The 22768-nt window shown below is 57.0% G+C and carries 24 protein-coding genes; 22 read left to right on the top strand and 2 right to left on the bottom strand.

Going from position 1 to position 22768, the window contains the following annotated elements; genetic code table 11:
* Positions 1-278 precede the first annotated feature (278 nt).
* A complete protein-coding gene (locus MYS68_RS20525) occupies positions 279-902 on the top strand; it encodes a DUF2231 domain-containing protein (protein WP_248927637.1) in 624 nt (207 codons plus the stop codon).
* Between the two features lie 57 nt (positions 903-959).
* On the opposite strand, the gene MYS68_RS20520 is transcribed toward MYS68_RS20525, so the two are convergent.
* Positions 960-1505, bottom strand: a complete 546-nt coding sequence (locus tag MYS68_RS20520) for a Uma2 family endonuclease (RefSeq protein WP_248927636.1) — start codon at positions 1503-1505, stop codon at positions 960-962.
* Positions 1506-1704: 199 nt separating this feature from the next.
* Positions 1705-2145, bottom strand: a complete 441-nt coding sequence (locus MYS68_RS20515) for a MarR family winged helix-turn-helix transcriptional regulator (RefSeq protein ID WP_248927635.1) — start codon at positions 2143-2145, stop codon at positions 1705-1707.
* Positions 2146-2340: 195 nt separating this feature from the next.
* Here MYS68_RS20515 and MYS68_RS20510 point away from each other — a divergent pair, with 195 nt between their 5' ends.
* From MYS68_RS20510 to MYS68_RS20410, 21 genes are all read left to right on the top strand, one after another.
* A complete protein-coding gene (locus MYS68_RS20510) occupies positions 2341-2766 on the top strand; it encodes a MarR family winged helix-turn-helix transcriptional regulator (RefSeq protein WP_248927634.1) in 426 nt (141 codons plus the stop codon).
* Positions 2767-2829: 63 nt separating this feature from the next.
* Positions 2830-3483 carry a biotin/lipoyl-containing protein gene (locus MYS68_RS20505; protein WP_248927633.1) on the top strand — a complete coding sequence of 218 codons (654 nt, stop codon included), beginning with the start codon at positions 2830-2832 and terminating at the stop codon, positions 3481-3483.
* Between the two features lie 145 nt (positions 3484-3628).
* Positions 3629-5248: a DHA2 family efflux MFS transporter permease subunit gene (locus MYS68_RS20500; RefSeq protein WP_248927632.1), complete on the top strand. Its 1620-nt coding sequence runs from the start codon at positions 3629-3631 to the stop codon at positions 5246-5248.
* Positions 5249-5286: 38 nt separating this feature from the next.
* On the top strand, positions 5287-6522 hold the full coding sequence (locus MYS68_RS20495) for an efflux RND transporter periplasmic adaptor subunit (protein WP_248927631.1): 1236 nt from the start codon (positions 5287-5289) through the stop codon (positions 6520-6522).
* Positions 6523-6560: 38 nt separating this feature from the next.
* Positions 6561-8306 (top strand): hypothetical protein, encoded by a 1746-nt coding sequence (locus MYS68_RS20490; protein WP_248927630.1) that lies wholly within the window; start codon positions 6561-6563, stop codon positions 8304-8306.
* A gap of 122 nt (positions 8307-8428) precedes the next feature.
* Positions 8429-9514 (top strand): hypothetical protein, encoded by a 1086-nt coding sequence (locus MYS68_RS20485; RefSeq protein WP_248927629.1) that lies wholly within the window; start codon positions 8429-8431, stop codon positions 9512-9514.
* 173 nt (positions 9515-9687) lie between these two features.
* Complete coding sequence (locus tag MYS68_RS20480) at positions 9688-10290, top strand: LbetaH domain-containing protein (RefSeq protein ID WP_420852232.1); 603 nt, start codon at positions 9688-9690, stop codon at positions 10288-10290.
* Between the two features lie 102 nt (positions 10291-10392).
* Complete coding sequence (locus tag MYS68_RS20475) at positions 10393-11127, top strand: GntR family transcriptional regulator (RefSeq protein ID WP_248927627.1); 735 nt, start codon at positions 10393-10395, stop codon at positions 11125-11127.
* Positions 11128-11176: 49 nt separating this feature from the next.
* Positions 11177-12124 (top strand): phosphonate ABC transporter substrate-binding protein, encoded by a 948-nt coding sequence (gene phnD, locus MYS68_RS20470; RefSeq protein ID WP_248927626.1) that lies wholly within the window; start codon positions 11177-11179, stop codon positions 12122-12124.
* 20 nt (positions 12125-12144) lie between these two features.
* Positions 12145-12891, top strand: a complete 747-nt coding sequence (gene phnC, locus MYS68_RS20465; RefSeq protein WP_248927625.1) for a phosphonate ABC transporter ATP-binding protein — start codon at positions 12145-12147, stop codon at positions 12889-12891.
* The gene (gene phnE / locus MYS68_RS20460; protein ID WP_248927624.1) at positions 12888-13739 is read left to right on the top strand and encodes a phosphonate ABC transporter, permease protein PhnE; all 852 of its coding nucleotides are present in this window, start codon (positions 12888-12890) and stop codon (positions 13737-13739) included. Before phnC ends, phnE (MYS68_RS20460) begins: the two co-directional genes overlap by 4 nt.
* Positions 13736-14593 (top strand): phosphonate ABC transporter, permease protein PhnE, encoded by an 858-nt coding sequence (gene phnE, locus MYS68_RS20455; protein WP_248927623.1) that lies wholly within the window; start codon positions 13736-13738, stop codon positions 14591-14593. Before phnE (MYS68_RS20460) ends, phnE (MYS68_RS20455) begins: the two co-directional genes overlap by 4 nt.
* 1 nt (position 14594) lies before the next feature.
* Entirely contained in the window at positions 14595-15035 is a 441-nt protein-coding gene (gene phnG / locus MYS68_RS20450; protein WP_248927622.1) for a phosphonate C-P lyase system protein PhnG, read from the top strand.
* Positions 15022-15675, top strand: coding sequence for a phosphonate C-P lyase system protein PhnH (phnH, locus tag MYS68_RS20445; RefSeq protein ID WP_248927621.1), 654 nt, complete (start codon positions 15022-15024; stop codon positions 15673-15675). Before phnG ends, phnH begins: the two co-directional genes overlap by 14 nt.
* Positions 15663-16835 carry a carbon-phosphorus lyase complex subunit PhnI gene (locus tag MYS68_RS20440; protein ID WP_248927620.1) on the top strand — a complete coding sequence of 391 codons (1173 nt, stop codon included), beginning with the start codon at positions 15663-15665 and terminating at the stop codon, positions 16833-16835. The genes phnH and MYS68_RS20440 overlap by 13 nt, the downstream gene beginning before the upstream one ends.
* Positions 16804-17679, top strand: a complete 876-nt coding sequence (locus MYS68_RS20435) for an alpha-D-ribose 1-methylphosphonate 5-phosphate C-P-lyase PhnJ (RefSeq protein ID WP_248927619.1) — start codon at positions 16804-16806, stop codon at positions 17677-17679. Before MYS68_RS20440 ends, MYS68_RS20435 begins: the two co-directional genes overlap by 32 nt.
* A 5-nt stretch (positions 17680-17684) precedes the next feature.
* Positions 17685-18566 carry an ATP-binding cassette domain-containing protein gene (locus MYS68_RS20430; protein WP_248930965.1) on the top strand — a complete coding sequence of 294 codons (882 nt, stop codon included), beginning with the start codon at positions 17685-17687 and terminating at the stop codon, positions 18564-18566.
* A gap of 13 nt (positions 18567-18579) precedes the next feature.
* Positions 18580-19284 (top strand): phosphonate C-P lyase system protein PhnL, encoded by a 705-nt coding sequence (gene phnL, locus MYS68_RS20425; RefSeq protein WP_248927618.1) that lies wholly within the window; start codon positions 18580-18582, stop codon positions 19282-19284.
* Between the two features lie 49 nt (positions 19285-19333).
* Complete coding sequence (locus MYS68_RS20420) at positions 19334-20524, top strand: alpha-D-ribose 1-methylphosphonate 5-triphosphate diphosphatase (RefSeq protein WP_248927617.1); 1191 nt, start codon at positions 19334-19336, stop codon at positions 20522-20524.
* A 13-nt stretch (positions 20525-20537) separates the two neighbouring features.
* Positions 20538-21503 (top strand): sugar phosphate isomerase/epimerase family protein, encoded by a 966-nt coding sequence (locus MYS68_RS20415; RefSeq protein ID WP_248927616.1) that lies wholly within the window; start codon positions 20538-20540, stop codon positions 21501-21503.
* Positions 21496-22371 (top strand): PHP domain-containing protein, encoded by an 876-nt coding sequence (locus tag MYS68_RS20410; protein WP_248927615.1) that lies wholly within the window; start codon positions 21496-21498, stop codon positions 22369-22371. Before MYS68_RS20415 ends, MYS68_RS20410 begins: the two co-directional genes overlap by 8 nt.
* The last annotated feature ends 397 nt before the right edge of the window (positions 22372-22768 follow it).

The following is a 22768-nucleotide window of genomic DNA, read 5'->3' as shown; positions in this document are numbered from 1 at the left end:
GGATCGCGGATCCGGGCGAGGGACTGATGGCTACGCTCATGCTTCAGCTCCGCGGCGCACAGCTTCCCAAAAACAGCAAAATCGCATACGATTTCTGGACGATGATCTATCAGGCGATCGCCGATTGACCTCAAACAATGGGCGGCTCCGCCGAAGCGGAGGCGCTCTTTTCGAAAAAATGATTCAGCATACTTTCAGCTTCGCTTTAAACTTAATTCACCTTTTGCCGCTATGATGAAGGTAGATTAAGCCTTTAACCGGCAAAAGGAGCTGTTCGAATGAGCTACTTGATCAAAAATTTGCATTTCATCGTTATTCATATCCCCATCGCCATGCTGATCTTCGGTTTCCTGTTCGATCTGTTCGGCAAGCTGCTAAGAAAACCGGAATGGCATACCGCCGGGCTGCTTTGCTTGATCGTCGGCACGCTAGGAGCGATTGCGGCTGTGCTCACCGGTCCGGAAGACCGGAACCCACTCGTACATACGCACGAGTTTTACGGCAAAATAACGATGTTTCTGTTTATTATCCTGACGCTGGTACGGCTGTTTTTTCATTTGAAAAAGAAAAGGGAGCTCGGCGGCAGCGCGGCGTATTTGGCGGTAGCGCTTATAGGGGTACTGCTGGTCGGATATACCGGCCATATCGGCGGGCAGATGGTGCATCCGGACCGCAGCAAGTTTCCGCCGGGACAAATGCGCGAGGGCGGCCAGCAGCAGGGTGGCGCGAATGGCCAAGGCGGGCCGGGTCAAGGGCAGCGACAGGGCGGACCTAACGCGCAGGGAGGCGCAGGCCAAGGTCAAGGGCAGCGGCAGGGCGTACCTGATGCGCAGGGAGGCCCAGGCCAGGGGCAAGCCCCGCAAGGCGGCCAGCCGGCAGGCTCCGGTCAAGGAAGCAAGTAAACGGAGGTGCGGTTTCGCTGAAGCGGGCCGTTCTTTTTTTCGCTTGGGAGCAAACGTTCATTCCATATCCTGAAACCTGGCAAGGGGCGCGAACAAAGCGGTCATATCGATAGATACGCAAGCAAACAGCTCCGAAGTCAGGGTATCCCCTTCGCCATAGACGCCGCGAAGCTGAAGCTTGTCCTGTTCGAGGACGAAACGGTCGATCGTATGGTGGACCGGATCGGCAATCCAATATTCTTTGAGGCCGAACCGCTCGTACAGCGCTTTTTTGCGGATTTTATCGCGATTCGCCGTGCTGGGGGACAAAATTTCCACCAGCAGATCGGGAGCGCCTTCTATCCGCTTCCTGGTAATGATCCCGGCATTTTTGTTCAGGATAAAGATGACGTCGGGCTGAATGATGTTGTTATCGTCCAGATAAACGTCCATCGGAGCGAACAGGATAATTCCATTTGGTTGGCAGGTGCGATGAAGAGCAGTATACAAGCCGCCGATAAGTACTTGATGATCCACAAGGGGAGAAGGCTTCAAATCGTACCGGACTCCGTCGATGATTTCATAACGGTCGGACGGGTCGTAGATTTCCTGCTGTTCCTTCACTGTATTTGCCGCCATGTCAGGCTTGCGAAAAGTACTGTCACCGGAATTCATGGGTTATCACCGATCCTCTCCCCAAATATGCTCATGGCGCGCCCGCCCTTAGCGGGCGTTTTTTTGTTTAAATTCCGTTTAAAAAAGTTGCGTATGCTGGCTTATGGAAGTTGGCGCGAGCGGCCGCGAATGAGCGTATGCTCCCCTGCTAATCTTTCCTGTCCTTATCGACGGTCGCGAGAATACCCCCGAGTATGCGGATTAAATGCTGGCAGTCCTCATGGGATAGCCCGCCAAAATGCGCCTCGATGATCGACTTGCGGTGCGCCCGCATTTTGTCCAGCATGGCCCGGCCTTGCGGCGTAATCTCCAGATAGACGACCCGTCGGTCTTCCTCCGTCCGCTTCCTGATGGCATAGCCGGCCGAAATCAGTTTGTCCGACAGCGTCGTAATTGCTCCCGAGGTAAGGCAAAGCGCCTCGGCAATTTGCGAAACTTTAAGCGGGCCTTCGCTCTCCAGCCTTTCCAGAACAAAACCTTGTGACGAGGTGAAGCCGCCTTCGTCAACTTTGCCCCAGGCGGCGATGATGCGTTTAAGCAACTGCCTGAGCACATGCTCCAGTTCTATTAAATCCTGACTGTCCGACATAGGATGCTCCTTTACTGTAAAACGTTGTTGTCAACATTTTATCACATTTTACAAGAAAAAAATGTATTGACGGATGATTTTACCATATGATAATTTATTGGAGAAACATTTTACGATAAAACAATCTATTGCTAAATGATTTTACAGCAAATTTTTTAATTCGTAAATCATTTTGGAAAGGGGGATGCATACATAATGAATTGGGATCGAAAACTCGAAGAGTTTGAAGATCTGATTCGCATGGGGATACGCGCAACACGGGATCTCGGGGTCGAGCACCCTTTTTCCAAGCAGCAGATGCTGCTGCTTATGACTTTAAAGCGCATGGGCCGCATGACCGTCAGCGAACTGGCGGAGGAGCTGCATTTGTCGGCAAGCGCAACGACGATTGCGATCAATCGTCTTGTGAGGGACGGACATATCGTTCGCACCAGGGACGAAACGGACCGCCGGCTCGTCTGGGTCGTATTGTCGGAGCCTGTAAAGAATTTGATCAATGAATTTTGCAATAAGAGAAATGCGGTGTTGATCAAAATGTTTAATACTGTAACGCCTGAGGAAGTCGATCAATTTATGGCTATCGTGCGCAAAATGGTCGACGGACTGTCCAAACCGGATTGATGTACTTCGTAGAAAAGGCTTCTATCAGAAGCTTTTCGTATAGATGAAAGGAGCTTGTCATTTATGAAGAAAAAGGTGATCATGCTTACGATTCTTGCGCTGGTGCTTCTCGGCGGCGGTGCGGGAGGAACGTATTATTACGCAGTCGCCAGCAAGTACATCAGCACGGAGGATGCCCGCATCCAAGGGGATTTACGGGCGATTTACGCTCCGGGCGCCGGGAAATTGATCGAATGGAACTATAAGGAAGGCGATTCCTTCAAAAAAGGCGACGTGCTCGGCATCGTCGAGACGACACCCGCCCGCGGGAATACGCCGGCCGTGACGATGGACATCCTCGCTCCCGAGGACGGAACGATCATTCAGACGAATCTGATCAAAGATCAGATGGTGTCCGCCAGCAGCGCGCTCGCGCTCAGCACAAACCTCAGCCAGCTGTACGTAACGGCGAATTTGCAGGAAACCGAAATTGCCGACGCCAAGGTGGGCAGCAAAGTTACCATCAAGGTGGACGCTTTTCCGGGGGCTGTTTTGACCGGTCACGTCGAACGGCTCGGGCTCGGCACGAACTCTTCGTTTTCGCTGATGCCGTCCTCCAGCTCCAGCGGTAACTTTACGAAGGTCGTTCAGCGAATTCCGGTGCGGATCGCTTTGGACGATACGCAGGGCAAGCGGCTAGTTCCGGGACTTAACGTCGTGATCAAAATCGAAAAGTAACCGCATGACGGGCAGAAGTTTCTAGCTAAGAAGTTTATGCGAAGCTAATTATTCCGATAAACGGGGCCCTCTCGATACCGGAATTGATTTCGGAAAGCAGCGTCACTTTCAAGGGATTGTTTAGATAGAAGGGAGAGGAGCCTGCATGTCGGACAAAGACAAGGATGAGGCTTCCGGCAGCGCCCAGCAAGCCGGACCCGCTGCGGCGGGAGGCAATGCGATGGCGCAAAAGGGCCAAGGGCTGGCGATGTTTGCGATCATCATCGCGGTGTTTATGGCCATTCTCGATACAAGTATCGTCAACGTCGCGATTCCGAAAATGATGGCCGTTTACGGTGTCGGGCAAAACGATATCGAATGGGTCGTGACGGCGTATTCGCTGGTCAGCGGCGCCTTGATCCCGGTAACCGGATATCTCGGGGACCGCTTCGGCTACAAGCGGATGTTTCTGATCGCGCTTGTGCTGTTTACGATCGGCTCCGGTCTTTGCGGCGTCGCTTGGAGCAACAGCAGCATGATCGTGTTCCGGATTTTCCAGGCGGTCGGCGGCGGCGCGCTTATGCCGATCAGCATGGCGATGATTTTCCGCATGTTCCCGCCGGAGCGCCGGGGGATGGCGATGGGGCTGTTCGGGGTCGCGGTTATGTTCGCCCCCGCCACAGGGCCGACGCTCAGCGGATACATCGTCGAATATTTGGATTGGCGGCTTATTTTTACGATCAACGTGCCGATCGGCATTTTCGATTTCTTCTTGGGGATGGCGGTGCTGAAGGAATTTAAAGCTCCCGTTTCCAAAAAGTTCGACTACTGGGGATTTATTTTCTCCGCTACGGGGCTTGCTGCGCTGCTGTACGGCGTCGGCAAGGTGTCGGAGAAAGGCTGGACCGACTCCGAAGTGCTCATGTTCGTTGGAATCGGGCTCGTTTGTCTCATCATATTCGTAGCGATCGAACTTACGATCGATAACCCGATGCTTGATTTGACGCTGTTCAAGAGCTTGACGTTCTCGCTTTCGCTGCTGCTTTCGAGCGTTGCCACGATCATTATGATGGGCGTATTGTTCTTGCTGCCGGTGTTTTTGCAAAACTTGTCCGGATTGTCTGCGATCCAGACCGGACTTATCCTGCTGCCGCAGTCACTGATGGTCGGCGTGATGATGCCGATCGCCGGGGCGCTGTACGACAAGATCGGCGCCAAGCTGATCGGGTTTCTCGGCCTCTTGATTACGGCATATTCGCTTTACTTGACAGCCCAGCTCGACATCAGCACATCGTATGGGACGATCATCTGGTGGCTGATTATTCGAGCCGTCGGCATGGGACTGATGATGATGCCGCTGCAAACTGCCGGCATGAGCGCGGTTCCGATGGCGAAGCTCGGCCAGGGCACGGCGCTCTCGAATACGGTGCGGCAGGTCAGCGCCGCTTTCGGCATCGCGTGGCTGTCGCTGCTGTTTACGCAGCGCAAAGATTTTCACACCGCTACGCTGAGCGAAGAGCTGAACATGTTTTCCGCCTCCGTCGCGGACGGCTTCAATAAGCTGCAAAGCCAATATATCGCCATGGGACAGGGAGCGGTTCAGGCTCATCAAAGCGCACTCGCTTACCTGGGCGGGCAAATTCAGACAAAGGCGGTTATTTTCGGGCTTGACGACGTGTTTATCGTGACGGCGATTCTTTCCGGAGCATCCGCGTTCCTGGCTTTGTTCCTGAAAGGCAAAGCGAAAGGCGCCGGCGGCGAGAAGATTCACGTCATGGGCGAGTAGGCCGGCTTAATACCAAATCTTTATTCGGGGTGATTGGAATGACAAACAGGCTTGACAAACATATCCGGTGGAAACGCGTCGCCATGACGGGACTGGTCGTACTGGTCAGCGGCGCTCTCGCCGCCGGCTGTTCGGTGTCGAATGCCGGGGAAGGCCCCCGTTCGGTCCGGACGGAGCAGGCCGTAAAAGCAAAAATGAGCGATCAAACGGAAATCGACGCCGACGTCGTTTCCTCTTCGCAGGTGAATGTGGTTGCCAAGGTTGGCGGCGATGTGAAGGAGCTGCTGAAGAAACGCGGCGACGTCGTACAGCAGGGCGAGGTCATTCTCCGCATCGACAGCACGGACGCGCAGCGCAATCGGGAGAAAACGGAGCTGTCGCGGGAAAATTTGCAGGCGCAGCTCGATAAAACGAGCCAGGATCTCGTCACGAACAAGGCCGTGCTGAAAAATACGGTCGAGAAGCTGGAACTTACGCTGGCCGATCTGGAGAAAACGTACAACAACACGCGCAACGATTACGACTCGGGACTTGTGACGAAAACGCAGCTGGAAAAAGCGGAAACGGCGGTCAAGACGACCCGCCTCGACCTGGACACCGCGAAGAAGCAGCTGGCCAATCTCGAGCAGACCGATTCCTTGGCGTCCTTGCGCATTCAGCTCGATTCGACGGAGGTGTCGCTGCGCGACATCGACAAGACGCTGTCCGATTTTGAAGTGAAGGCGCCGATCAGCGGGATATTGACCGATTTTAACCCGGAAGCGGGCATGACGGTTCAGGCCGGATATGTGGCCGGCGTCATTCAGCAGCAAAATCCGATCAAAATCCACGCCGATTTGACGGAATCTGCGGTGAAGCTCGTCAAAGGCAAAAAAGAGCTGCCGTTTACGCTGCAGGGCGCAAGTGACAAATTCACCGGCACTGTCACGTATTTGGCTGACGTGATGAGCCCGCAGAGCAAGACGTACGTGCTTGAACTGAGCGCTTCGAACGCCGACATGAAGCTGAAATCGGGCATGCGGGTGAAGCTGCAGGTCGGCGGCGACTCCACGCAGGATGTGGTCACGGTGCCGACGGCCAGCATCGTCAAGGAAGGCAACGACAACTACGTTTACGTGGTAAACGGCGATCAGGCGGAGAAACGCAAGGTGACCCTGGGACGGACCGGCGATACCGGCCGGGAAGTGACCTCCGGCGTCAAGGAAGGCGAAAAGGTGATCGTCTCCGGCCAGCAGGAGCTCAAGGATAAAGATAAAGTCGCAGTCAGACAGTAAACGGCGTTTTCAACGATGCGGTAAACGGAGGTAAAGCTATGTATAAACCATTGAAAAAAGCGGTCTCGGCCGCCGTCATCTCATCCATGCTGCTCTCATTCCCTTATTCGGCTGCGTGGGCCGAAGACGCCGGCGCAGCCGTAGTGGACACGAGGTACCCGGTCGCTTTATCCGACTCGCTGCAGGTGAAGGTGACCGGCCTGCTCAGCGAGCATACGCTCAGCGGCACACGTGTTGCGGCCGTCGTCAAAATGTACAATGTGTCGGGCGATACGGTCCGCGTGCCGGATTACGAGGTGCGCGTCGTAGCCGGCGGAGCGAAATATACGCTGCGCGGAAGCGCGGATAACGCGGTGTCGGTCCCGCCGATGTCGAGCATCGAGCTCGGCTATATGGCGCAGATCGATTCCGCCGCCGATACCTTAAAGCCGACCGATCTTGTCTGGATCGACGTCAATAAGGATGTGTATCCGAAGGTCGAGACGACGATGCTCGATTTGCCGGTGGCGAACCTCGTCTGGTACGGCGACAGCACGCCGGTGACCGATCCGTCGCAGCTCGTCAAGTGGGGCGATACGTTCACGATCCCTTCGCTCGATTCGCCGCTCACCTACACGCCGGTGAGCCTGACGACCGATTACAAATCGCAAAACCCGGTGAAAGTGATCAAGCTGCTTGTTCACAATCCGGGCGGAACGACGGAAACGGTGCCGAACTTTTCGCTCGACGGCAGGTCCGACAAGCAGGTTTACAAAGGCGCCAGAGCCGACCAGGACGTCACGTCGCTGGATCCAAACCAGAAGAAGTACATTTACTACGCGGTCCCGACCGATCTCGATACGCAGCTGACAGGTTTTACGATCTCGACGCCGCAAAGCTACAAAATCCCGAACCGCACCGATGCGGCGGCTGTCGTCAGCTATTCGATAGGACGTCTCAGCCTGTCGCTGCCTCCGGAAAATGCGGCGCAGGACAGCACCGTTCCGACTTCGTATGTGATGAATACGGTCATCCCGGTCGATCCGCTCAATACGGCGATCAACCCGAACTTGTCCGTATCCGTCGTCGACCTGCAAATGTATGAAAACAAAGGCATGGGTTACCAGACGGGGATCGCCAAGCTGAGAATCCATAACCGCAGCGACAAGCCGCTTCCGGTGCCGCAATTTGCCGCAGAGCTTGCGAACGGCGGATTCTCGTATGCCGGCACCCGCCAAAACGCGACCGCGCAGGTTGTCGTGCCGGATACCGACTACGTCATCAACTATTCGTTCGTGCTGCCGCTCGGCGACGACAAGAACGAGTACATTCTGAAGCTGATCGACGACAAGACGGCGGCTCCGTACCGTTCGACCTTCGCCCAGGTGCTGGTCAGCGTAAACCGGCCGACCTTGGATAACCTGAAGCTGACGATGTACCCTTACGAAGTGACGATCCGCGATTGGGCTCTCAGCAATAAGGCGGGAGTCAGCGCGCTCACGCAGAGCTACAGCTACAGCTATAAGCTGCAGATCAATCTGGATCTGAAGACGCTCGATCCGATCATCGTCGACGGCGGCTACAACAAGCTGCTGATGGAGCTGGAAAACGAAGACGGGCGCAAAATCGCGTCCACGACTTCGACCTTGAACGGCGACAATCGCCTCATCACAGGCGAGCAGGTCATTTACTTCAACGACACCGCATCCGATTCGTTGGAGTACCCGCTCACTCTTAAAATCTACGAAGCGATCGATACGCCAAACGGTACGGCTCGCCGCCTCGTGTCCGCGCTGAAGCAGTAATTGGCGGGAATGGATATGTGCATTTCTTTTCGGATAGGAAAAATATAAAAATAAAAGCTTCATTCGGATAGGTTTTACTAAAAATAAAACATAGATAAAAAAAAGAAAAGGTGGAGATCTCTATGAGAAACCAAAAAGCTTGGATGGCAGCACTTCTTTCTACAACACTTTTGTTCAGCGGCGCGGCTTTGTCCGCTCCGAAAGCCTACGCGGACGATGACGACAGCCTTCCCGTGTTTACGAAAGCGAAGCCCGCTTTGGATACGAAACGGTTCGTCTCCGAATGGATGAGCGATATTTTCACCAAAGCGGTCGCCTTCGCGGGTACGGATAAAGATTACGCCGACATCCGCGACGCTTTGGCGGCAGGGAGCACCTTGGCGGAAGCTACCGGACTCGGATCGGAGCTGAGCCAAAAGCTGCTCGTGCTGGCGGACTCCGGATTGTCGCAGGTTTCGCAAAATTACAGCGTCAGCGCCGAACAGCTGGATACGCTCAGAACGGAGCTGTACAACGAGATTCAGGCCGCCGTGTCGACGCCGGGGTACGTTGCTGAAGTGGAAAAAGGAAAATTTGACTTCAGCAGCCTGCTCGGACAGCGCCTCGCGGAAGCAAAATCGATCGCAGTCGGCATGTCCGATGAAGAGCCGATCGATATCGAGGACGCGCTGAGTGGCGGCCAATCGCTCCTCGGTGCCGCTCAGGTCGACAAGGCAAGCCTGGTCAGCGCGCTTGCCGCTCCTGTGCTTGACGAGATCGAAGCGGCGGTAAACGCCAAGCGGATCAGTGCCGAGGAAGGCAGCAAGCTGACCGACAAGACGCTTTCTTCGATCGAATCGGCCATCGCGGCTCCGGGCGGCGTTCAAGCGGCAGCGGCTTCGTCGTCCGTGACTGCGTCCGTATATGCGCCGGCGAAGTTCAACGCCTCCGCATTCATCCGTCAGCACCTGCGTTCGATCGCCAGCGACGCTTATCTTGTGGCCGAAAAGGACGATCTGGAGTTTGACGAATTGAAACGGTCTTATCTGGACGGAGTTCCTCTTACCCAATTGACCGATCTTCCCGCTTATACGCTGGCAACCCGCATCTTGAAGCTGTGGGAGCCTGAGCTCGCCGACCTGCCGGAGGCAACCCGGAGCGATGTGCTGGAGCAAGCGCTCCGAAGCATCTCCGAAGCTGTCAGCACCGGCGTCAGCGCCAATAAGTAAATAAACCGCAGTCGGAAGCCGTATCCTCCCTTAACAGGGGGATGCGGCTTTTTCGCTTTTCCCTCCACGTAACTTTAACGATCTCTTAACACCGGCTACATATCGACAAGTTACGATAATGAATGAATGATCTCCCGATTCAGGGAAAGAAGGGAATGGTTGAAATGAGGAATATGCTTTCCCCGCAGCCGCATATTCACGAAACGGCGCAGGTCGGCAAAAGCACGGTAGGGGGCTGGACGTCGATAGGCGCGAGGTCGCGGATCAACGAGTCGAGTTTCGGGGACTACAGCTACTGTGTGGATGAAGTGGTTATCAACTATGCGGAAATCGGCAAATTTTGCTCGATTGCCTCCCATGTATGCATCAACCCGGTCAATCATCCGATGTGGCGGGTTACGCAGCATCATATGACTTACCGCCGTGCCGCCTACGGATTTAAAGACAGCGATGACGAGGAATTTTTCGACTGGCGCCGTTCCAATCGAGTGGAGATCGGCCATGACGTATGGATCGGCCACGGCGCTTTCGTCATGTCGGGGGTGAAGGTCGGTACGGGGGCGGTGATCGGCTCCGGCGCCATCGTCACGAAGGACGTCGAGCCCTATACGATTGTGGTGGGGGTTCCGGCGAGGCCTATCCGGGAACGTTTCCCCCGCGATATTGCCGCAAAGCTGCTCGATATCGCTTGGTGGGACTGGACGCGTGAGGAACTGGAAAAACGCTTCGACGACTTCAACGACTTGGCCGAGTTTTTGCGAAAATTTTCCAAATAGTAAGAATCTTCACGCAATCTTAAAATTTGTTTTACATTGCACTGATGTCGACAAGTTACGGTGTTGGTGTGGAAGCGAAAAACACGGAAGGTGAGGTGGATAATGAAGCTGTACGAAGAAGGGCGCAAGCAGATTGCCCGGCATGTGTTAATTGCCGATACGCTGCAATCGGAAATCGACGAAGGTCTTTATCGCGTCGGGCAGCGGCTGCCGTCGGAAGCCGAAATCTGCAGCCGGTTTAAGGAAAACCGGTATACGGTAAGGCAGGCTCTCGATCTTTTGGTCAATACCGGCGTTGTTCGCTCCCATCAGGGCAAAGGGCATTACGTATGCGAAAAACCGCTCGATATCGAATACACGATTACGCCGGGCATGCGTTTCTCCGATGTGATCAGCCGGCTCGGCTGCAAGCCCGGAGCGCAGGTGCTTTCACAGAGGGTTTGCGCGCCTCCTCCCCCTATTGCCCATCATCTGGCTCTGGTCGAAGGGGAACATGCGTACCGGCTCGAAATTCTTCGTTTTGCCGACGACATCCCGCTAAGCTGGAACATTACCTGGCTGCCGGAGCGTTATTTTCCCCAGCTGCTTCGGCACACGGAAACGTTCGTTTCGCTTTACGGTCTGCTATACGAGCATTACGGAACCCGGCTCCAGCGGCTCTGGTCGACGTTTCAGGCGATTTACCCGAACGCGCGGGAGACGCTGTATTTGCGGGTATCCCCGAATACGAATCTGCTTCACATCGAAAGCTTGATGAGAGATCAGCACGGCCGCCCGGTCGAGTATACTTCCGCCAAATACCGCGGAGATCTTTGCAAGGTGTCGATTCATTTTTAATTCGTTCGCTTTTTGATCACACTCTACTATTCCGATTGGAGGGGTTTACATGTTCAAAAAAGCAATGCTGACGATCGCTGCGGCGGTGCTTGCGATCACAGCCGGCTGCGGAACGACGGACAAGCAGTCGGCCGGCTCCGGCGCGCAGCAGGGAGCCCAGCCTGTGCAGGCGGCGGCGAAATGGCCGGAGGTGCTGCGCTTAGGCGTGCTGCCGGGCGAAGAGGAAGGAAAGCTGTCCAGAGGCAACAAGCAGTTTGTCGAGGATTTGGGTAAAGAGCTCGGCATCAAGACGGAGCTGTACATCGGCGAGGATTACACGGCGGTTGTGGAAGCGATGCGGACGAAGAAGATCGACCTCGCTTCGTTCGGTCCTTTCTCTTACATCATTGCAGCGGAACGGAGCGGCGCGGTCGCTATGGCGGTTAAAGCGAAAAACGAATCGGAAGCGTTCTACCATAGTCTGATCGTCGTGCCGGCGAATTCCAAGGCGCAGAAGATCGAGGATCTGAAAGGAAAAACGTTCCTGTTCGCCGATCCGGCTTCGACCTCGGGCCATCTGTTTCCGCGCGCGCTGATGATGAAGCAGCTGAACATCACCAACGATCAGGTGGAGAAATTTTTCTCCAACGTCTCGTTTTCAGGCGGCCACGACAAGTCGATTCTGGCGATCGCCAAAGGAACGGCGGACGGGGCGGGCGTTTGCGACTCCTGCATCAAACGCGTCGTCGACGCGGGGCTCGTCAAGGAATCGGATTACCGCGTCCTTGCCACCTCCGATCCGATTCCGCAAAGCCCGCTCGCTTACCGCAAGGATCTGCCGGCGGATCTCGTCGAGAAGATCAAGCAGTTCATTTTGAACTATCACAAGGATAACAAAAACCCGGCTTTCTTCGGGGGCGGCACGCAGCAGTTTTTCCTCGTGGACGACAGTAAATATCAGGTGGTCCGGGACACCGCCAAGGCACTGAATATGAGTCCCGAAGAGCTCCTGAAATAGGGAAGGGGATTATACGCGCCATGGCAGCCAGCATATTAAAAATCGAACGTTTGCGGAAGGTGTATGCCGACGGTACGGCGGCGCTGCAAGGAATCAATATGGAGGTCCGTCAGGGCGAGTTCGTGGCCGTCATCGGGCCGAGCGGGGCGGGGAAAAGCACGCTGCTGCGCTGCATCAACCGGCTCGTCGAGCCTACCGAAGGCACGGTCTGGTTTAACGGCATGGACGCGACGCGGGCGGGCGGCGGACAAATCCGCAAGCTGCGCCGCGAGGTAGGCATGGTATTCCAAAGCTTCAATCTGATTCAGCGCGTGTCGGTGCTGCGCAACGTGCTGAACGGCCGGCTCGGATATATGGGCAGCTTGAGCGGCGCTCTCGGGCTCTACTCCAAGAAGGATATTGAAGAGGCGAAGCATATTTTAAGCCGCGTAGGCTTGCGGGAGCAAATGTACAAGCGGGCGGACGAGCTGAGCGGCGGGCAGCAGCAGCGGGTGGGCATTGCCCGAGCCTTGTCCCAGAAGCCGCTGCTTATTTTGGCGGACGAGCCGATTGCCAGCCTAGACCCGGTCACCTCGGAAACGGTCATGGAGCATCTGCATTCCATATGCAGGGAGGACGGGATCACTTGTCTCGTCAATCTGCACCAGGTGGAAGTGGCTCGGAAATATGCGACCCGCATCGTCGGCATACACAAGGGCTCGGTCGTGTTTGACGGGCCGCCCGAGCTGCTGACGGGCGAAGTTACGGAAAGGGTGTACGGCCGATGAGCGGGACGGATATCGCCGGTCAATTGGATAACCGGGCGGATCATCGAGCGGAAACCCAAGCGGAGGAGCGGCTTCGGGAGCTGCATCGCCGGAAGCGGCAGATGAGCTGGTCGATCGCTGCAGTCATTGTGGGGATAACCGTGTGGTCTGCAGCCCGGACGGGGTTCTCGTTCAGGGCGCTTGCGGAAGGGACGGGTGAAATATTCCGCTTTATTTTCGTCGATTTTTTGCCGCCGGATGTGACGCGAATCGGCAAGCTGATCGGGCCTGCGCTCGACACGCTGTACATCAGCTTTGTCGCCATGGTGGTAGGGGCGTTTGTTTCCATGTTTTTCGCTTTTCTTGCGGCGCGTACGACAAGCCCGCACCCGCTCGTGCAGGTGGTCGTCCGAGCGCTTTGCTCCGTGCTGCGCAACATCCCGACACTCATCTGGGGTATTCTTTTTGTTGTCGCCTTTGGCCTCGGCACCCTTGTAGGCACGCTCGCTTTAATCGTGACCTCCGTCGGCACGCTGACACGCGCATATGCGGAAATTTTGGAAGAGATCGACATGGGCCAGGTGGAAGCTTTAAGAGCGGCCGGAGCCTCTTATCTGCAGGTGCTTTCGCAGGCCGTGCTGCCGCAATTCATGCCGGGTTTTATCGGATGGTCGCTTTATAAACTCGAGCTCAATGTCAGAGCTTCGACGCTGATCGGCATGGTCGGCGGCGGCGGTCTCGGGTTCGCGATTCAAAAGGGCCTTAAGCTGTTCCAGTTCAAGGAGGTCAGCCTGGCCATCATTATGGTCATAGCGCTGGTGCTTGTGACGGAATTCATTACGAGCAAATTAAGGGAGAGGATCCTATGAGTACGGAGTTTGTGCCGTCCCGGCGGACGGCAGCTGGCGGTGCGGGAGCTGCCGATGCCGCCGTCGCCGATTCCCGGATACATCCGGAAAAGCCGCGGAAGGACCCGGTTTTGCGGGGGGCGGCTGTGTTCGGCGCGTTTTTCTTTGTATTTTGCTTGCACCAACTGGATTTTAACTATACGGTGCTGTTTCAAGGAACGTGGAAGTTTATCCAATCGTTCGCGCTGATGTTTCCGCCCAATGCATCGGAATGGCAGCATGTGCTGGCGGCGGCGCTGGAGACGCTGCAGATCGCTCTGGTTGGGACCGTACTGGCCGTTTGCATCGCTTTCTTTCTCGCTTTTTTGGCCGCGGAAAATATTTCCCCCCGCACCGCTGCCGCGGTCAAAGGGTTTGCTTCGTTTCTTCGCTCGATCCCGACGCTGGTGTGGGCGCTCATCTTTATCGTAGCCGTCGGCATGGGGCCGTTCCCGGGAATACTGGCGATTTGCACTCATGCCACCGGCATGCTGACCAAAGTGTTTTCGCAATCGATCGAAGAGGTGGAGGAAGGCGTCATCGAGGCGATGCGGGCCACCGGAGCGAGCTGGCTTCAGATCGTGTGCCAGGGCATACTCCCCTGCGTGTTCACCTCGTTTTTGGCCTGGAGCGTATTCCGCCTGGAGGTCGATATCGGCGAATCCTCCGTACTCGGCGTCGTGGGCGCCGGGGGGATCGGCTTTGAAATCGCCAACGCCATGCGGGCTTACGAATTCGATTCCGCCTGCTTCGTCGCGCTTGTTATTTTTGCCATGGTATTTACGGTGGAGCTATGCAGCAACCGGCTGAAAACGAAACTTCGAAGGAGGGTTTGATTTGCTGAAAAGATCGCGAATGACGCGGATATTAATAGACGGCGACCCGGCGCTGCTGCACAGGCTGTGCGGGCAAATCGAAGCCCGCTACGAGCCGGCTGTCGTCAAGCCGCCCGAGAAATCGCTCGTCATGAGCAAGGCGCGGGATTCCGTCTCGCAGCAGCCTTTTTACTTGGGCGAGGTGCTTGTCACCGAGTGTACGGTGGCGATAGGGGATGCCCATGGCTTCGGCATTTTGATCGGCGAGGATGCCGAGCGCGCTTACGAGCTTGCCGTCGTCGACGCGGCTCTGAATGCAAAGCTTCCGGAGACGGAAGCGTGGGAGGCGGAGCTGCTGGAGGAAGAGCGGCGGACGGCCGAACGCCGGGCAAGAGAGCATGAGCTGGTGATGAAAACCCGCGTTCATTTTGACACCATGGAGGAATCTTATGGAAAAAAATAGCTCGCACGGGTTCGATCCGATTCACGATACCCAGAAGCTGTACAGGTCGCTGCTGGACGTTATAGCCCGCCCGGGAACGGTAGAACACGCGGTGGAGGACGCGGGTCGGCCGAGTGTGCCCGAGGGCGTCAGCGCCGCTGCAGCCGGAATCGCATTGACGCTGCTCGACGGGGAGGTCGGGTTTGCCGTCCGTTTGAAGGGGCAGGAAGGGCTGGCTGCTTACATCAAACGGATGACATTCAGCAGGGAAGCCGCTGTCGATGCAGCAGATTATATTTTCGCCGACGGTCTTGCCTCAGAGAAGGAGATCCGGTCCGTGATGGCTTCGGCGAAGCGGGGAACGCTCGTTGCGCCCGATCAAAGCGCGACTGTTTTCATCCGTGTGGAGCAGCTGGCGGAAGGCGGACGGGCCCTGCCCGGTGCGGAAGTGCTGCCGCTCCGCTTGAGCGGACCCGGCATACCGGGGGAAGCGGTATGCACAGTGGACGGATTGTCCCCGGTATGGCTGGAGGAGCGGGAGCGGGCGAACGGCGAATATCCGCTTGGCGTCGACTTGTTCCTGTATACGGAAGCGGGCGATCTGACGGCTTTGCCCAGAACGACTCAAGTAAAGGAGGTTGAGCGGCAATGGCATATGTAGCCGTAACGGGCGGCCGGGAGGCGATCGCGCAGGCGGATCGGCTGACGGAATACTACCGCGTGAAAGACACCCATGCCGTATTGCCGGTGGAAGCGGTGGAGAAGCAGCTTCGACTGCTCGTCGACCGGATTATGAGCGAAGGCGGACTGTACGCGCCAGAGCATGCCGCGCTTGCGTTGAAGCAGGCGGAAGGCGACCCGGCGGAGGCGGCGTTTCTGATTCGGGCTTACCGTTCCACGCTTCCGCGCAATCATTATTCGCTTACCGTCGATCCCGCCGATATGCGGGTCATCCGGCGCATCTCCTCGTCGTTTCGCGACATTCCCGGCGGACAGGTGCTTGGTCCGACCTATGATTATACCCACCGGATGCTGAAGTTTGGCCTTAGAGAGGAACGGCTGGACGATATCCGTTCGTTTGTCCGCGAATATTTGCAAGAATCTCTTGACGATTTTACAGCGGACGCTGCCGACGGCACCCCGTTCACCTTCCGCAAGGTGGCCGATTTGCTGCGCGAGCAGGGCTTGATGGGCGCTGCGGAGCGCGCGGAAGCGGAGCCGTTCGACATCACCCGCGAGAAGCTGACGTTCCCGGCGCCGCGCTCCGCCCGCCTGCAGACGCTGGCCCGTGGGGAGACCGGCGCGATGACGGCGCTCGCCTACAGCAGCATGCGCGGCTATGGGGCGGTGCATCCGACGATCGGAGAGCTGCGCGTCGGCTATGCTCCGGTGTACGTTCCGTATCCGGGCGGCGGCCCGGAAGATGAAGACGCGGAACAAGGTTCCGTTTACATCGGAGAAGTGCTGCTGACGGAGGTGGAATCGATCAATTCGTTCACCCAAAATAAACAGTCCGGGCAAGTGCAGTTTGTGCCGGGTTACGGACTTTGCTTCGGACAAAACGAGCTGAAGGCGATCTCCATGTCCATTTTGGAGCGCAGTCTGGAAACGGAAGGCTCGGCGCCGGCGCAGGACGAGGAGTTCGTGCTGATCCACATCGACAGCGTCGAATCGAACGGCTTCGTTTCCCATTTGAAGCTGCCGCATTATATTACGTTCCAGTCTTCTCTCGACCGAATCCGGGAGACGCAGGCGCGGTTTCAGGAACAGAAGAAGGAGGAGAAGGCGCATGAGACCGAAGTTCAACCCGCCGGCGTATAATTTTGCATTTCTCGAAGAAGGCTCGAAGCGGGAAATTCGCCGCAAATCGCTGAAGGCGGTAGCCATTCCCGGCTACCAGGTGCCGTTTGCTTCGCGCGAGCTGCCAATCGGCAGAGGCTGGGGAACGGGCGGCCTGCAGCTGACCCTGTCGATCATCGGGAAGCGGGATGTGCTTAAGGTGATCGACCAAGGCAACGACGACAGCGTCAACGCCGTCAGCATCCGCAGGCTGGTCGAGGAGACGAGCGGCATACGGACGACGGAGGATACCGCTGAAGCCGACGTCATCCAGTCGCGCCACCGGATTCCCGAGGAAAAGCTCCGCGCAGGCCAAATCCTCGTGCTGCAGGTTCCGCAGCCGGAGCCGCTGCGCAAGGTGGAGCGGAAGGAGCAGCTCTCCCGGCGCAAGCATGCCGAGATGGATTACAGCGCCATGTGGCTTACGCTTTATGAGGGCATCGTAAAGTGGGGCGACATTACGCTCGGCGCGGATTATCCGGTCATGGTGCATGAGCGGTACATCATGGCGCCGAGCCCGATTCCGCGCTGGGACAACGTGAAGCTGCATCAGGCCGAGCATCTGACGCTGTTCGGGGCAGGACGCGAGAAGAAAATTTACGCCGTCCCGCCTTTTACGAACGTGAAGCCCCTTGAATTCGAAGATTACCGCTTCAAGGTCGAGTCGTTTGCCGGCAAAAGCTGCCGTCATTGCGGCAGCGCCGGCACGTTTTTGGACGAGGTGGCCGGAGAGTACGGCGAGGGACCATTATACCAATGCTCGGACACCGCCTATTGCAAAAAAATGCAGCAAGCCGGATGGCAGCAAAAGGAGGCGGCATTATGAGCGCGATGCGGTTGGAACAGGAACAGGCAGACACAGGGCGTCTCCTCCTGGAGGAAAAGCCGCTGCTGCACGTACGCGGTCTCGACAAGCGCTTCGGGGCGGGCTGCACAGCTTGCGAGCATCCCCCGGCGGAGGATGCCGATTCGTCGAGGTGCCCGATCTGCGGAAGCATCTGGGCTTGCCGCTCGCTTGATTTTCACTTGTATCCCGGGGAAATTCTCGGTGTCGTCGGGGAAAGCGGCTCCGGCAAAAGCACGATGGTCAAATGCCTGTATTTCGACGAGGAAGTGACCGGAGGCGAGATGACGATCTCGACTTATAAGGACGGCCGGAGCAACCTGTTTCGGGAATCGTCGCAGCAAAAGCGGTACATCCGCAACCATGTGATGGGCATGGTGTATCAAAATCCGTTTCTCGGGCTGCGCATGGCCTTTTCTTCCAGCGGGAACATCGCCGAGAAGCTGTTTGCGGCGGGGCACTTCCACGTTGGCACGATCCGCAAGCGGGCTGCCGAGCTGCTGGACCGCGTCGAGATTCCGGTCTCCCGCATGGACGAGCCGCCCCGGCAGTTCAGCGGAGGCATGCAGCAGCGCGTGCAAATTTCCAAAGCGCTCGCCAACAATCCGCCTCTGCTGCTGCTCGATGAGGTGACGACCGGGCTCGATCTGTCGGTTCAGGCGAAGGTGATCGACCTGATCCGGGATATTCAGCGGGAGCTTCAGGTCGCGATGATCGTCGTTTCGCATGATCTCGGGGTTATCCGGATGCTGGCCGACCGTACGATGGTGATGAAGAACGGACGTATCGTCGAGCACGGGCTGACCGATCAAATTCTTGAAGACCCGCAGCACCCGTATACCCAGCTGCTTGTCCATTCGCTTTTGTAGGGGGCTCATATATATGCTTAAAGTAGATCAGCTTTCCAAAACGTTCGAGCTTTCGATGACGGGCAAAATGACGATTCACCCGTTTCAAGGCCTCTCATTCGAAGCGGCGAAAGGCGAATTTCTCGGCATAGCCGGCCCCAGCGGCATCGGGAAATCATCGATTTTGAAATGCATATACCGGACTTATCTTCCCAGCTCCGGTTCGATCCGGTACGATTCCGGGCTTTACGGCCCGATCGATTTGGCGGCGGCGCCGGAGCGCGCCATCGTGCACTTGCGCCGGACTGAAATCAGCTACGTCACCCAGTTTCTGAAGGTGATTCCGCGGGTTCCGGCCGTCGATGTCGTCGCGGAGAGGCTGCTGCCTCTCGGACTTTCGATGGATGAAGCTCGGAAGCCCGCCGAGGAAATGCTGCAGCGGCTCGGCATCCCCCGGGAGCTGTGGAAGGCGTTCCCGGCAACGTTCAGCGGCGGAGAGCAGCAGCGGGTCAACCTGGCGCGGGCGCTGATCGCAAAGCCGAAGCTGCTTATTCTCGACGAGCCGACCGCATCGCTCGATCACGAAACGAAGAAACGCGTGCTGAACCTTCTGAACGAAATGAAGGAGGAAGGGACGACGATGGTCGGCGTGTTTCACGATTGGGACGTCATGGGGAAGGTGGCCGACCACATCATGGATTTGCGCGCGGTGCTGGGGCAGACTGCGCATGCCCGCTAAATGTTTCGCCAAACATAATGCCACGGCAACTAAAGGAGAGAACTAACGCATGACGGATATTCGAAAAATCTGCGGGGGCCGCATCGTGACCCCGGACGGCATCATCGAGAACGGGACTCTGGTGATGGAGAACGGCGTGATCGCCGAGATTCTGAGATTTCCGCAGGTCCCGGGCCCGAACGATTTGGACGCCGGCGGCATGTTTGTTCTCCCGGGCATCATCGATACGCACAGCGATGCGATCGAGCACGAAATGCAGCCCCGTCCGACGAGCCTGTTCCCGATCGAGCTGTCCTTTTACGAGCTGGAACGGAAACTGGCCGCCCAAGGCATCACGACGATTTATCATTCGCTCAGCATGTGGGACGACAACTCGGCCAAAGAAATCCGCCGCAATCAGTCGGTGAAAAAGGTGATTCGCACGATCCGCGAGTTGGCCTCGCAAAGACGTCTGATCCGCCATCGGGTACACCTCCGCTTCGAGATCGTCAATCTGAGCGCCGTGCCGCATGTCGTGGAGATGCTGGAAGGAGGGGAGCTGGACCAGCTGTCCTTCATGGATCACACGCCGGGACAAGGCCAATACCGCAATCTGGAGGTTCAGAAACGGTTTGTCATGGAGCGGCAGAAGCTCTCGGAGGAAGAGACGCTGAAGCTGCTGGAGGCAAGAAGACAGCAGCCCAAGGTGAGCCGGGAAAACTTGAGCATGGTGGCGGAGCTGGCGAAAAGTAAAGGAGTTCCGCTCGCTTCGCATGACGACGATTCGATCGACAAGCTGGATCTGGTTGAGTCGTGGGGAGCTTCCATCAGCGAGTTTCCCGTCGATTTGCAGGTGGCGCTGGAGGCCAAAAATCGCGGCCTGCATGTCGTAATGGGCGCTCCGAACGTGATGCTCGGCCGCTCCCACAGCAACAATTTGTCCGCGCTGGAGGCGATTCGGGAGGGTGTGGTCGATATTCTTTGCTCCGACTACTACCCGCCGTCCATGCTGCAGGCGGCGTTCCTGCTGCACAAGCTCGGCTATGACCTGCCTTTCGCCTGCAACATGATTTCGCTGAATCCGGCGAAAGCGCTTGGCATCGGCGACCGGACCGGCTCTCTCGAGGCGGGTAAGGACGCGGATGTGCTGCTTGCCTATACGCGTGACGACCGTCCGGTCATCGATCAGGTGCTGGTCGGCGGGCAGACGGTGTGCCGGATGGCCTACCGTCCGGAATCGCCGGCAGCCGTCCGGTCATGAGAGGGGGGTTCGCATGAAGCTCAAGGGCATGGGAGTCAGCTTGCCGATCAGCGATACGACGAGCAATCTGGAGAAGCTGAAAACGAAATTGCATAAAATCGCCGAGCTTGGCTTTGAAACGGTCGAGCTGCCTGTTCAAGCGATGAATATCCTGAAAAACGGCATGATCGACCGCGACCGGCTGACCGCCTACCGCCGTTTGCTGGGCGGCTTTCCGCTCCGCTATACGACGCACGCTCCCTTCGATGTGAATCTGTTTCGCCAGGGCGATGCTTCGGCCGACGAACGGTGCCTGCTTGCCTCCGTGGAGATCAGCGGGACGATCGGGGCCGAGGTGATGGTGTACCATGTAGGCCGGTTCGTCGGGGAGGAGGAGTTTCTTTTCCCGCAGGTGTGGCGAAAGCATTCTTCCGAGGAGAAGGCGGAGCTGATGCTTCGGGAGAGGCAGTGGATGATCCGCGCTGGCGATCTCGGCCGGGAATGCGGCGTCGTCATTGCAATGGAAAATATGCGGCCTTATTTGGATTGTCCGGATTATGCTTATTCGGTCATCCCGCATGTACTTGCCGAGCAGCTTGAGGAGATCGGCCATTCCCATGTCGGGGCCGCATTGGATACGGGGCATTTGGCGCTTTCCGTCCATATGTACGGCCTGGACTGGCACGACGAAATCGAGAAACTTGCGCCCTACGTCGTTCATCTGCACCTTCATGACAATTTCGGCAAAGCCTGCTTTTCAACGGAAAAAAGCCAATACGACCTCACTCCGCTCGGGCGGGGAGATATGCATGCGCCGATCGGGGAGGGCAACCTCCCTTTCGAATTGCTTGCTGCAGGGCTGCGGGCGCGGTTCCACGGCCATGTCATCCACGAAATCCGCGACATGTACGAGCCGCTTTGGCCGGAGCTGCGGGCGCGGTACGAAAAGGCGTTCGGCCCGTATCAAAGAGGGATAAGGGAGGGAGCCGCGCTTGCATAAAGGAATCGTCGATTTGCACTGCCATACGCATCATTCCGACAATCCTTCGACGGTCCGGGAGGTCATCGCTCTCGCCAAGGAACAGGGAGTCAGCCATTTGGCCATTACGGACCACGATACGACCGATGGCCTGCATGAAGCGGCCCGGCTCGGCCGCGAGCTTGGCGTAGACATCGTGCCGGGCATTGAAATTTCCGCTTACGACACAGAGCGAAAACGCCGTGCGCACATTCTCGGCTACAACGTCGAGCCGGGGCATCCGTCGCTGGAAGCGTTATGCGGCCCGCTGCGGGCGAGAAGACATGAGATCTCTCAGCTTATCGTGCAGCGGCTTCAGCAGCACGGTTTCGACATTGCCTGGGAAGACGTTTTGCGTTATGCGCGTGCAGGAAGCACCGTGTTTAAGCAGCACATCATGCATGCGCTTGTGGACAAGGGCTACTGCACCCGTGTGAACGGCGAGCTGCAAAAGCGGCTGTTCGCGCGCGGAGGAGGCGGCACGGAGCCGGGCATCGCCTTTATTTCGATGGAATATGCGGACGCCCGCAAGGCGATTGCCGCCATCCGCGAGGCCGGCGGAGTTGCGGTGCTCGCCCATCCGGGCCAGCTCGGCAACTTCGAGGCGATCGACGAATGGGTGAAAGCGGGCCTGCAGGGCATCGAAGCCGCACATCCGTCGCACAGCGCGGAGGACGAAGCGCTCGCCCGCCTCTATGCGGCGAAGCACGGCCTCGTCATAACCGCCGGCTCGGATTATCACGGCGCGTACGGGAACGAGGCGCATTTGCCCGGCTGCATGGACGCCGGCTTGAATGCGGTCCTTTTGCTGAAGGAAATGTCGTCCGGGAGCCGATCCGTCTGCCCGTAGGTAGACTGGAGAGCGCCGCCTCATGTCATCAGCATAAACCGGGACCATAGAGGAACTATGGTTCGCTAAATGGGTCAATTTTGGTCATTTTTGAGAATTAGCGGAACTCAGGTTCGTTAGTTGTCTGTTTTCCTGCTCCTCAAGCCAGTTTTCGCCGATTTAGCGCATCTCAGTTCCTCTAATTTTTCGACGAGCCCGTTTATCCGAGGATAGCGAACGTGGGTTCCGCTATATGTAGTTCGTACGCTGTTCTGTTTGTCAGGCTCAATCCTCGATCCGTAAGCACCCCTTACCTTACAACAATGAAACGCATCCCTCCCCAATCGGGAAGGATGCGTTTTTCAATTTCGTGCCGAGGATGAACCTTTGGCAGGTAAAGGTATAAGGTACTGGTTAA

The sequence above is a fragment of the Paenibacillus hamazuiensis genome (genome assembly GCF_023276405.1).
Lineage (GTDB): Bacteria > Bacillota > Bacilli > Paenibacillales > NBRC-103111 > Paenibacillus_AF > Paenibacillus_AF hamazuiensis.
Note: the sequence above shows the minus strand (reverse complement) of the source record. Positions and strands in the feature narration are given on the sequence as shown.

Coding starts and splice junctions, on each gene's coding strand:
- MYS68_RS20525 (WP_248927637.1), top strand. CDS start 279: ATGAGCTACTTGATCAAAAATTTGCATTTCATCGTTATTCATATCCCC.
- MYS68_RS20515 (WP_248927635.1), bottom strand. CDS start 2,145: ATGTCGGACAGTCAGGATTTAATAGAACTGGAGCATGTGCTCAGGCAG.
- MYS68_RS20510 (WP_248927634.1), top strand. CDS start 2,341: ATGAATTGGGATCGAAAACTCGAAGAGTTTGAAGATCTGATTCGCATG.
- MYS68_RS20505 (WP_248927633.1), top strand. CDS start 2,830: ATGAAGAAAAAGGTGATCATGCTTACGATTCTTGCGCTGGTGCTTCTC.
- MYS68_RS20500 (WP_248927632.1), top strand. CDS start 3,629: ATGTCGGACAAAGACAAGGATGAGGCTTCCGGCAGCGCCCAGCAAGCC.
- MYS68_RS20495 (WP_248927631.1), top strand. CDS start 5,287: ATGACAAACAGGCTTGACAAACATATCCGGTGGAAACGCGTCGCCATG.
- MYS68_RS20490 (WP_248927630.1), top strand. CDS start 6,561: ATGTATAAACCATTGAAAAAAGCGGTCTCGGCCGCCGTCATCTCATCC.
- MYS68_RS20485 (WP_248927629.1), top strand. CDS start 8,429: ATGAGAAACCAAAAAGCTTGGATGGCAGCACTTCTTTCTACAACACTT.
- MYS68_RS20480 (WP_420852232.1), top strand. CDS start 9,688: ATGCTTTCCCCGCAGCCGCATATTCACGAAACGGCGCAGGTCGGCAAA.
- MYS68_RS20475 (WP_248927627.1), top strand. CDS start 10,393: ATGAAGCTGTACGAAGAAGGGCGCAAGCAGATTGCCCGGCATGTGTTA.
- phnD (WP_248927626.1), top strand. CDS start 11,177: ATGTTCAAAAAAGCAATGCTGACGATCGCTGCGGCGGTGCTTGCGATC.
- phnC (WP_248927625.1), top strand. CDS start 12,145: ATGGCAGCCAGCATATTAAAAATCGAACGTTTGCGGAAGGTGTATGCC.
- phnE (WP_248927624.1), top strand. CDS start 12,888: ATGAGCGGGACGGATATCGCCGGTCAATTGGATAACCGGGCGGATCAT.
- phnE (WP_248927623.1), top strand. CDS start 13,736: ATGAGTACGGAGTTTGTGCCGTCCCGGCGGACGGCAGCTGGCGGTGCG.
- phnH (WP_248927621.1), top strand. CDS start 15,022: ATGGAAAAAAATAGCTCGCACGGGTTCGATCCGATTCACGATACCCAG.
- MYS68_RS20440 (WP_248927620.1), top strand. CDS start 15,663: ATGGCATATGTAGCCGTAACGGGCGGCCGGGAGGCGATCGCGCAGGCG.
- MYS68_RS20435 (WP_248927619.1), top strand. CDS start 16,804: ATGAGACCGAAGTTCAACCCGCCGGCGTATAATTTTGCATTTCTCGAA.
- MYS68_RS20430 (WP_248930965.1), top strand. CDS start 17,685: ATGCGGTTGGAACAGGAACAGGCAGACACAGGGCGTCTCCTCCTGGAG.
- phnL (WP_248927618.1), top strand. CDS start 18,580: ATGCTTAAAGTAGATCAGCTTTCCAAAACGTTCGAGCTTTCGATGACG.
- MYS68_RS20420 (WP_248927617.1), top strand. CDS start 19,334: ATGACGGATATTCGAAAAATCTGCGGGGGCCGCATCGTGACCCCGGAC.
- MYS68_RS20415 (WP_248927616.1), top strand. CDS start 20,538: ATGAAGCTCAAGGGCATGGGAGTCAGCTTGCCGATCAGCGATACGACG.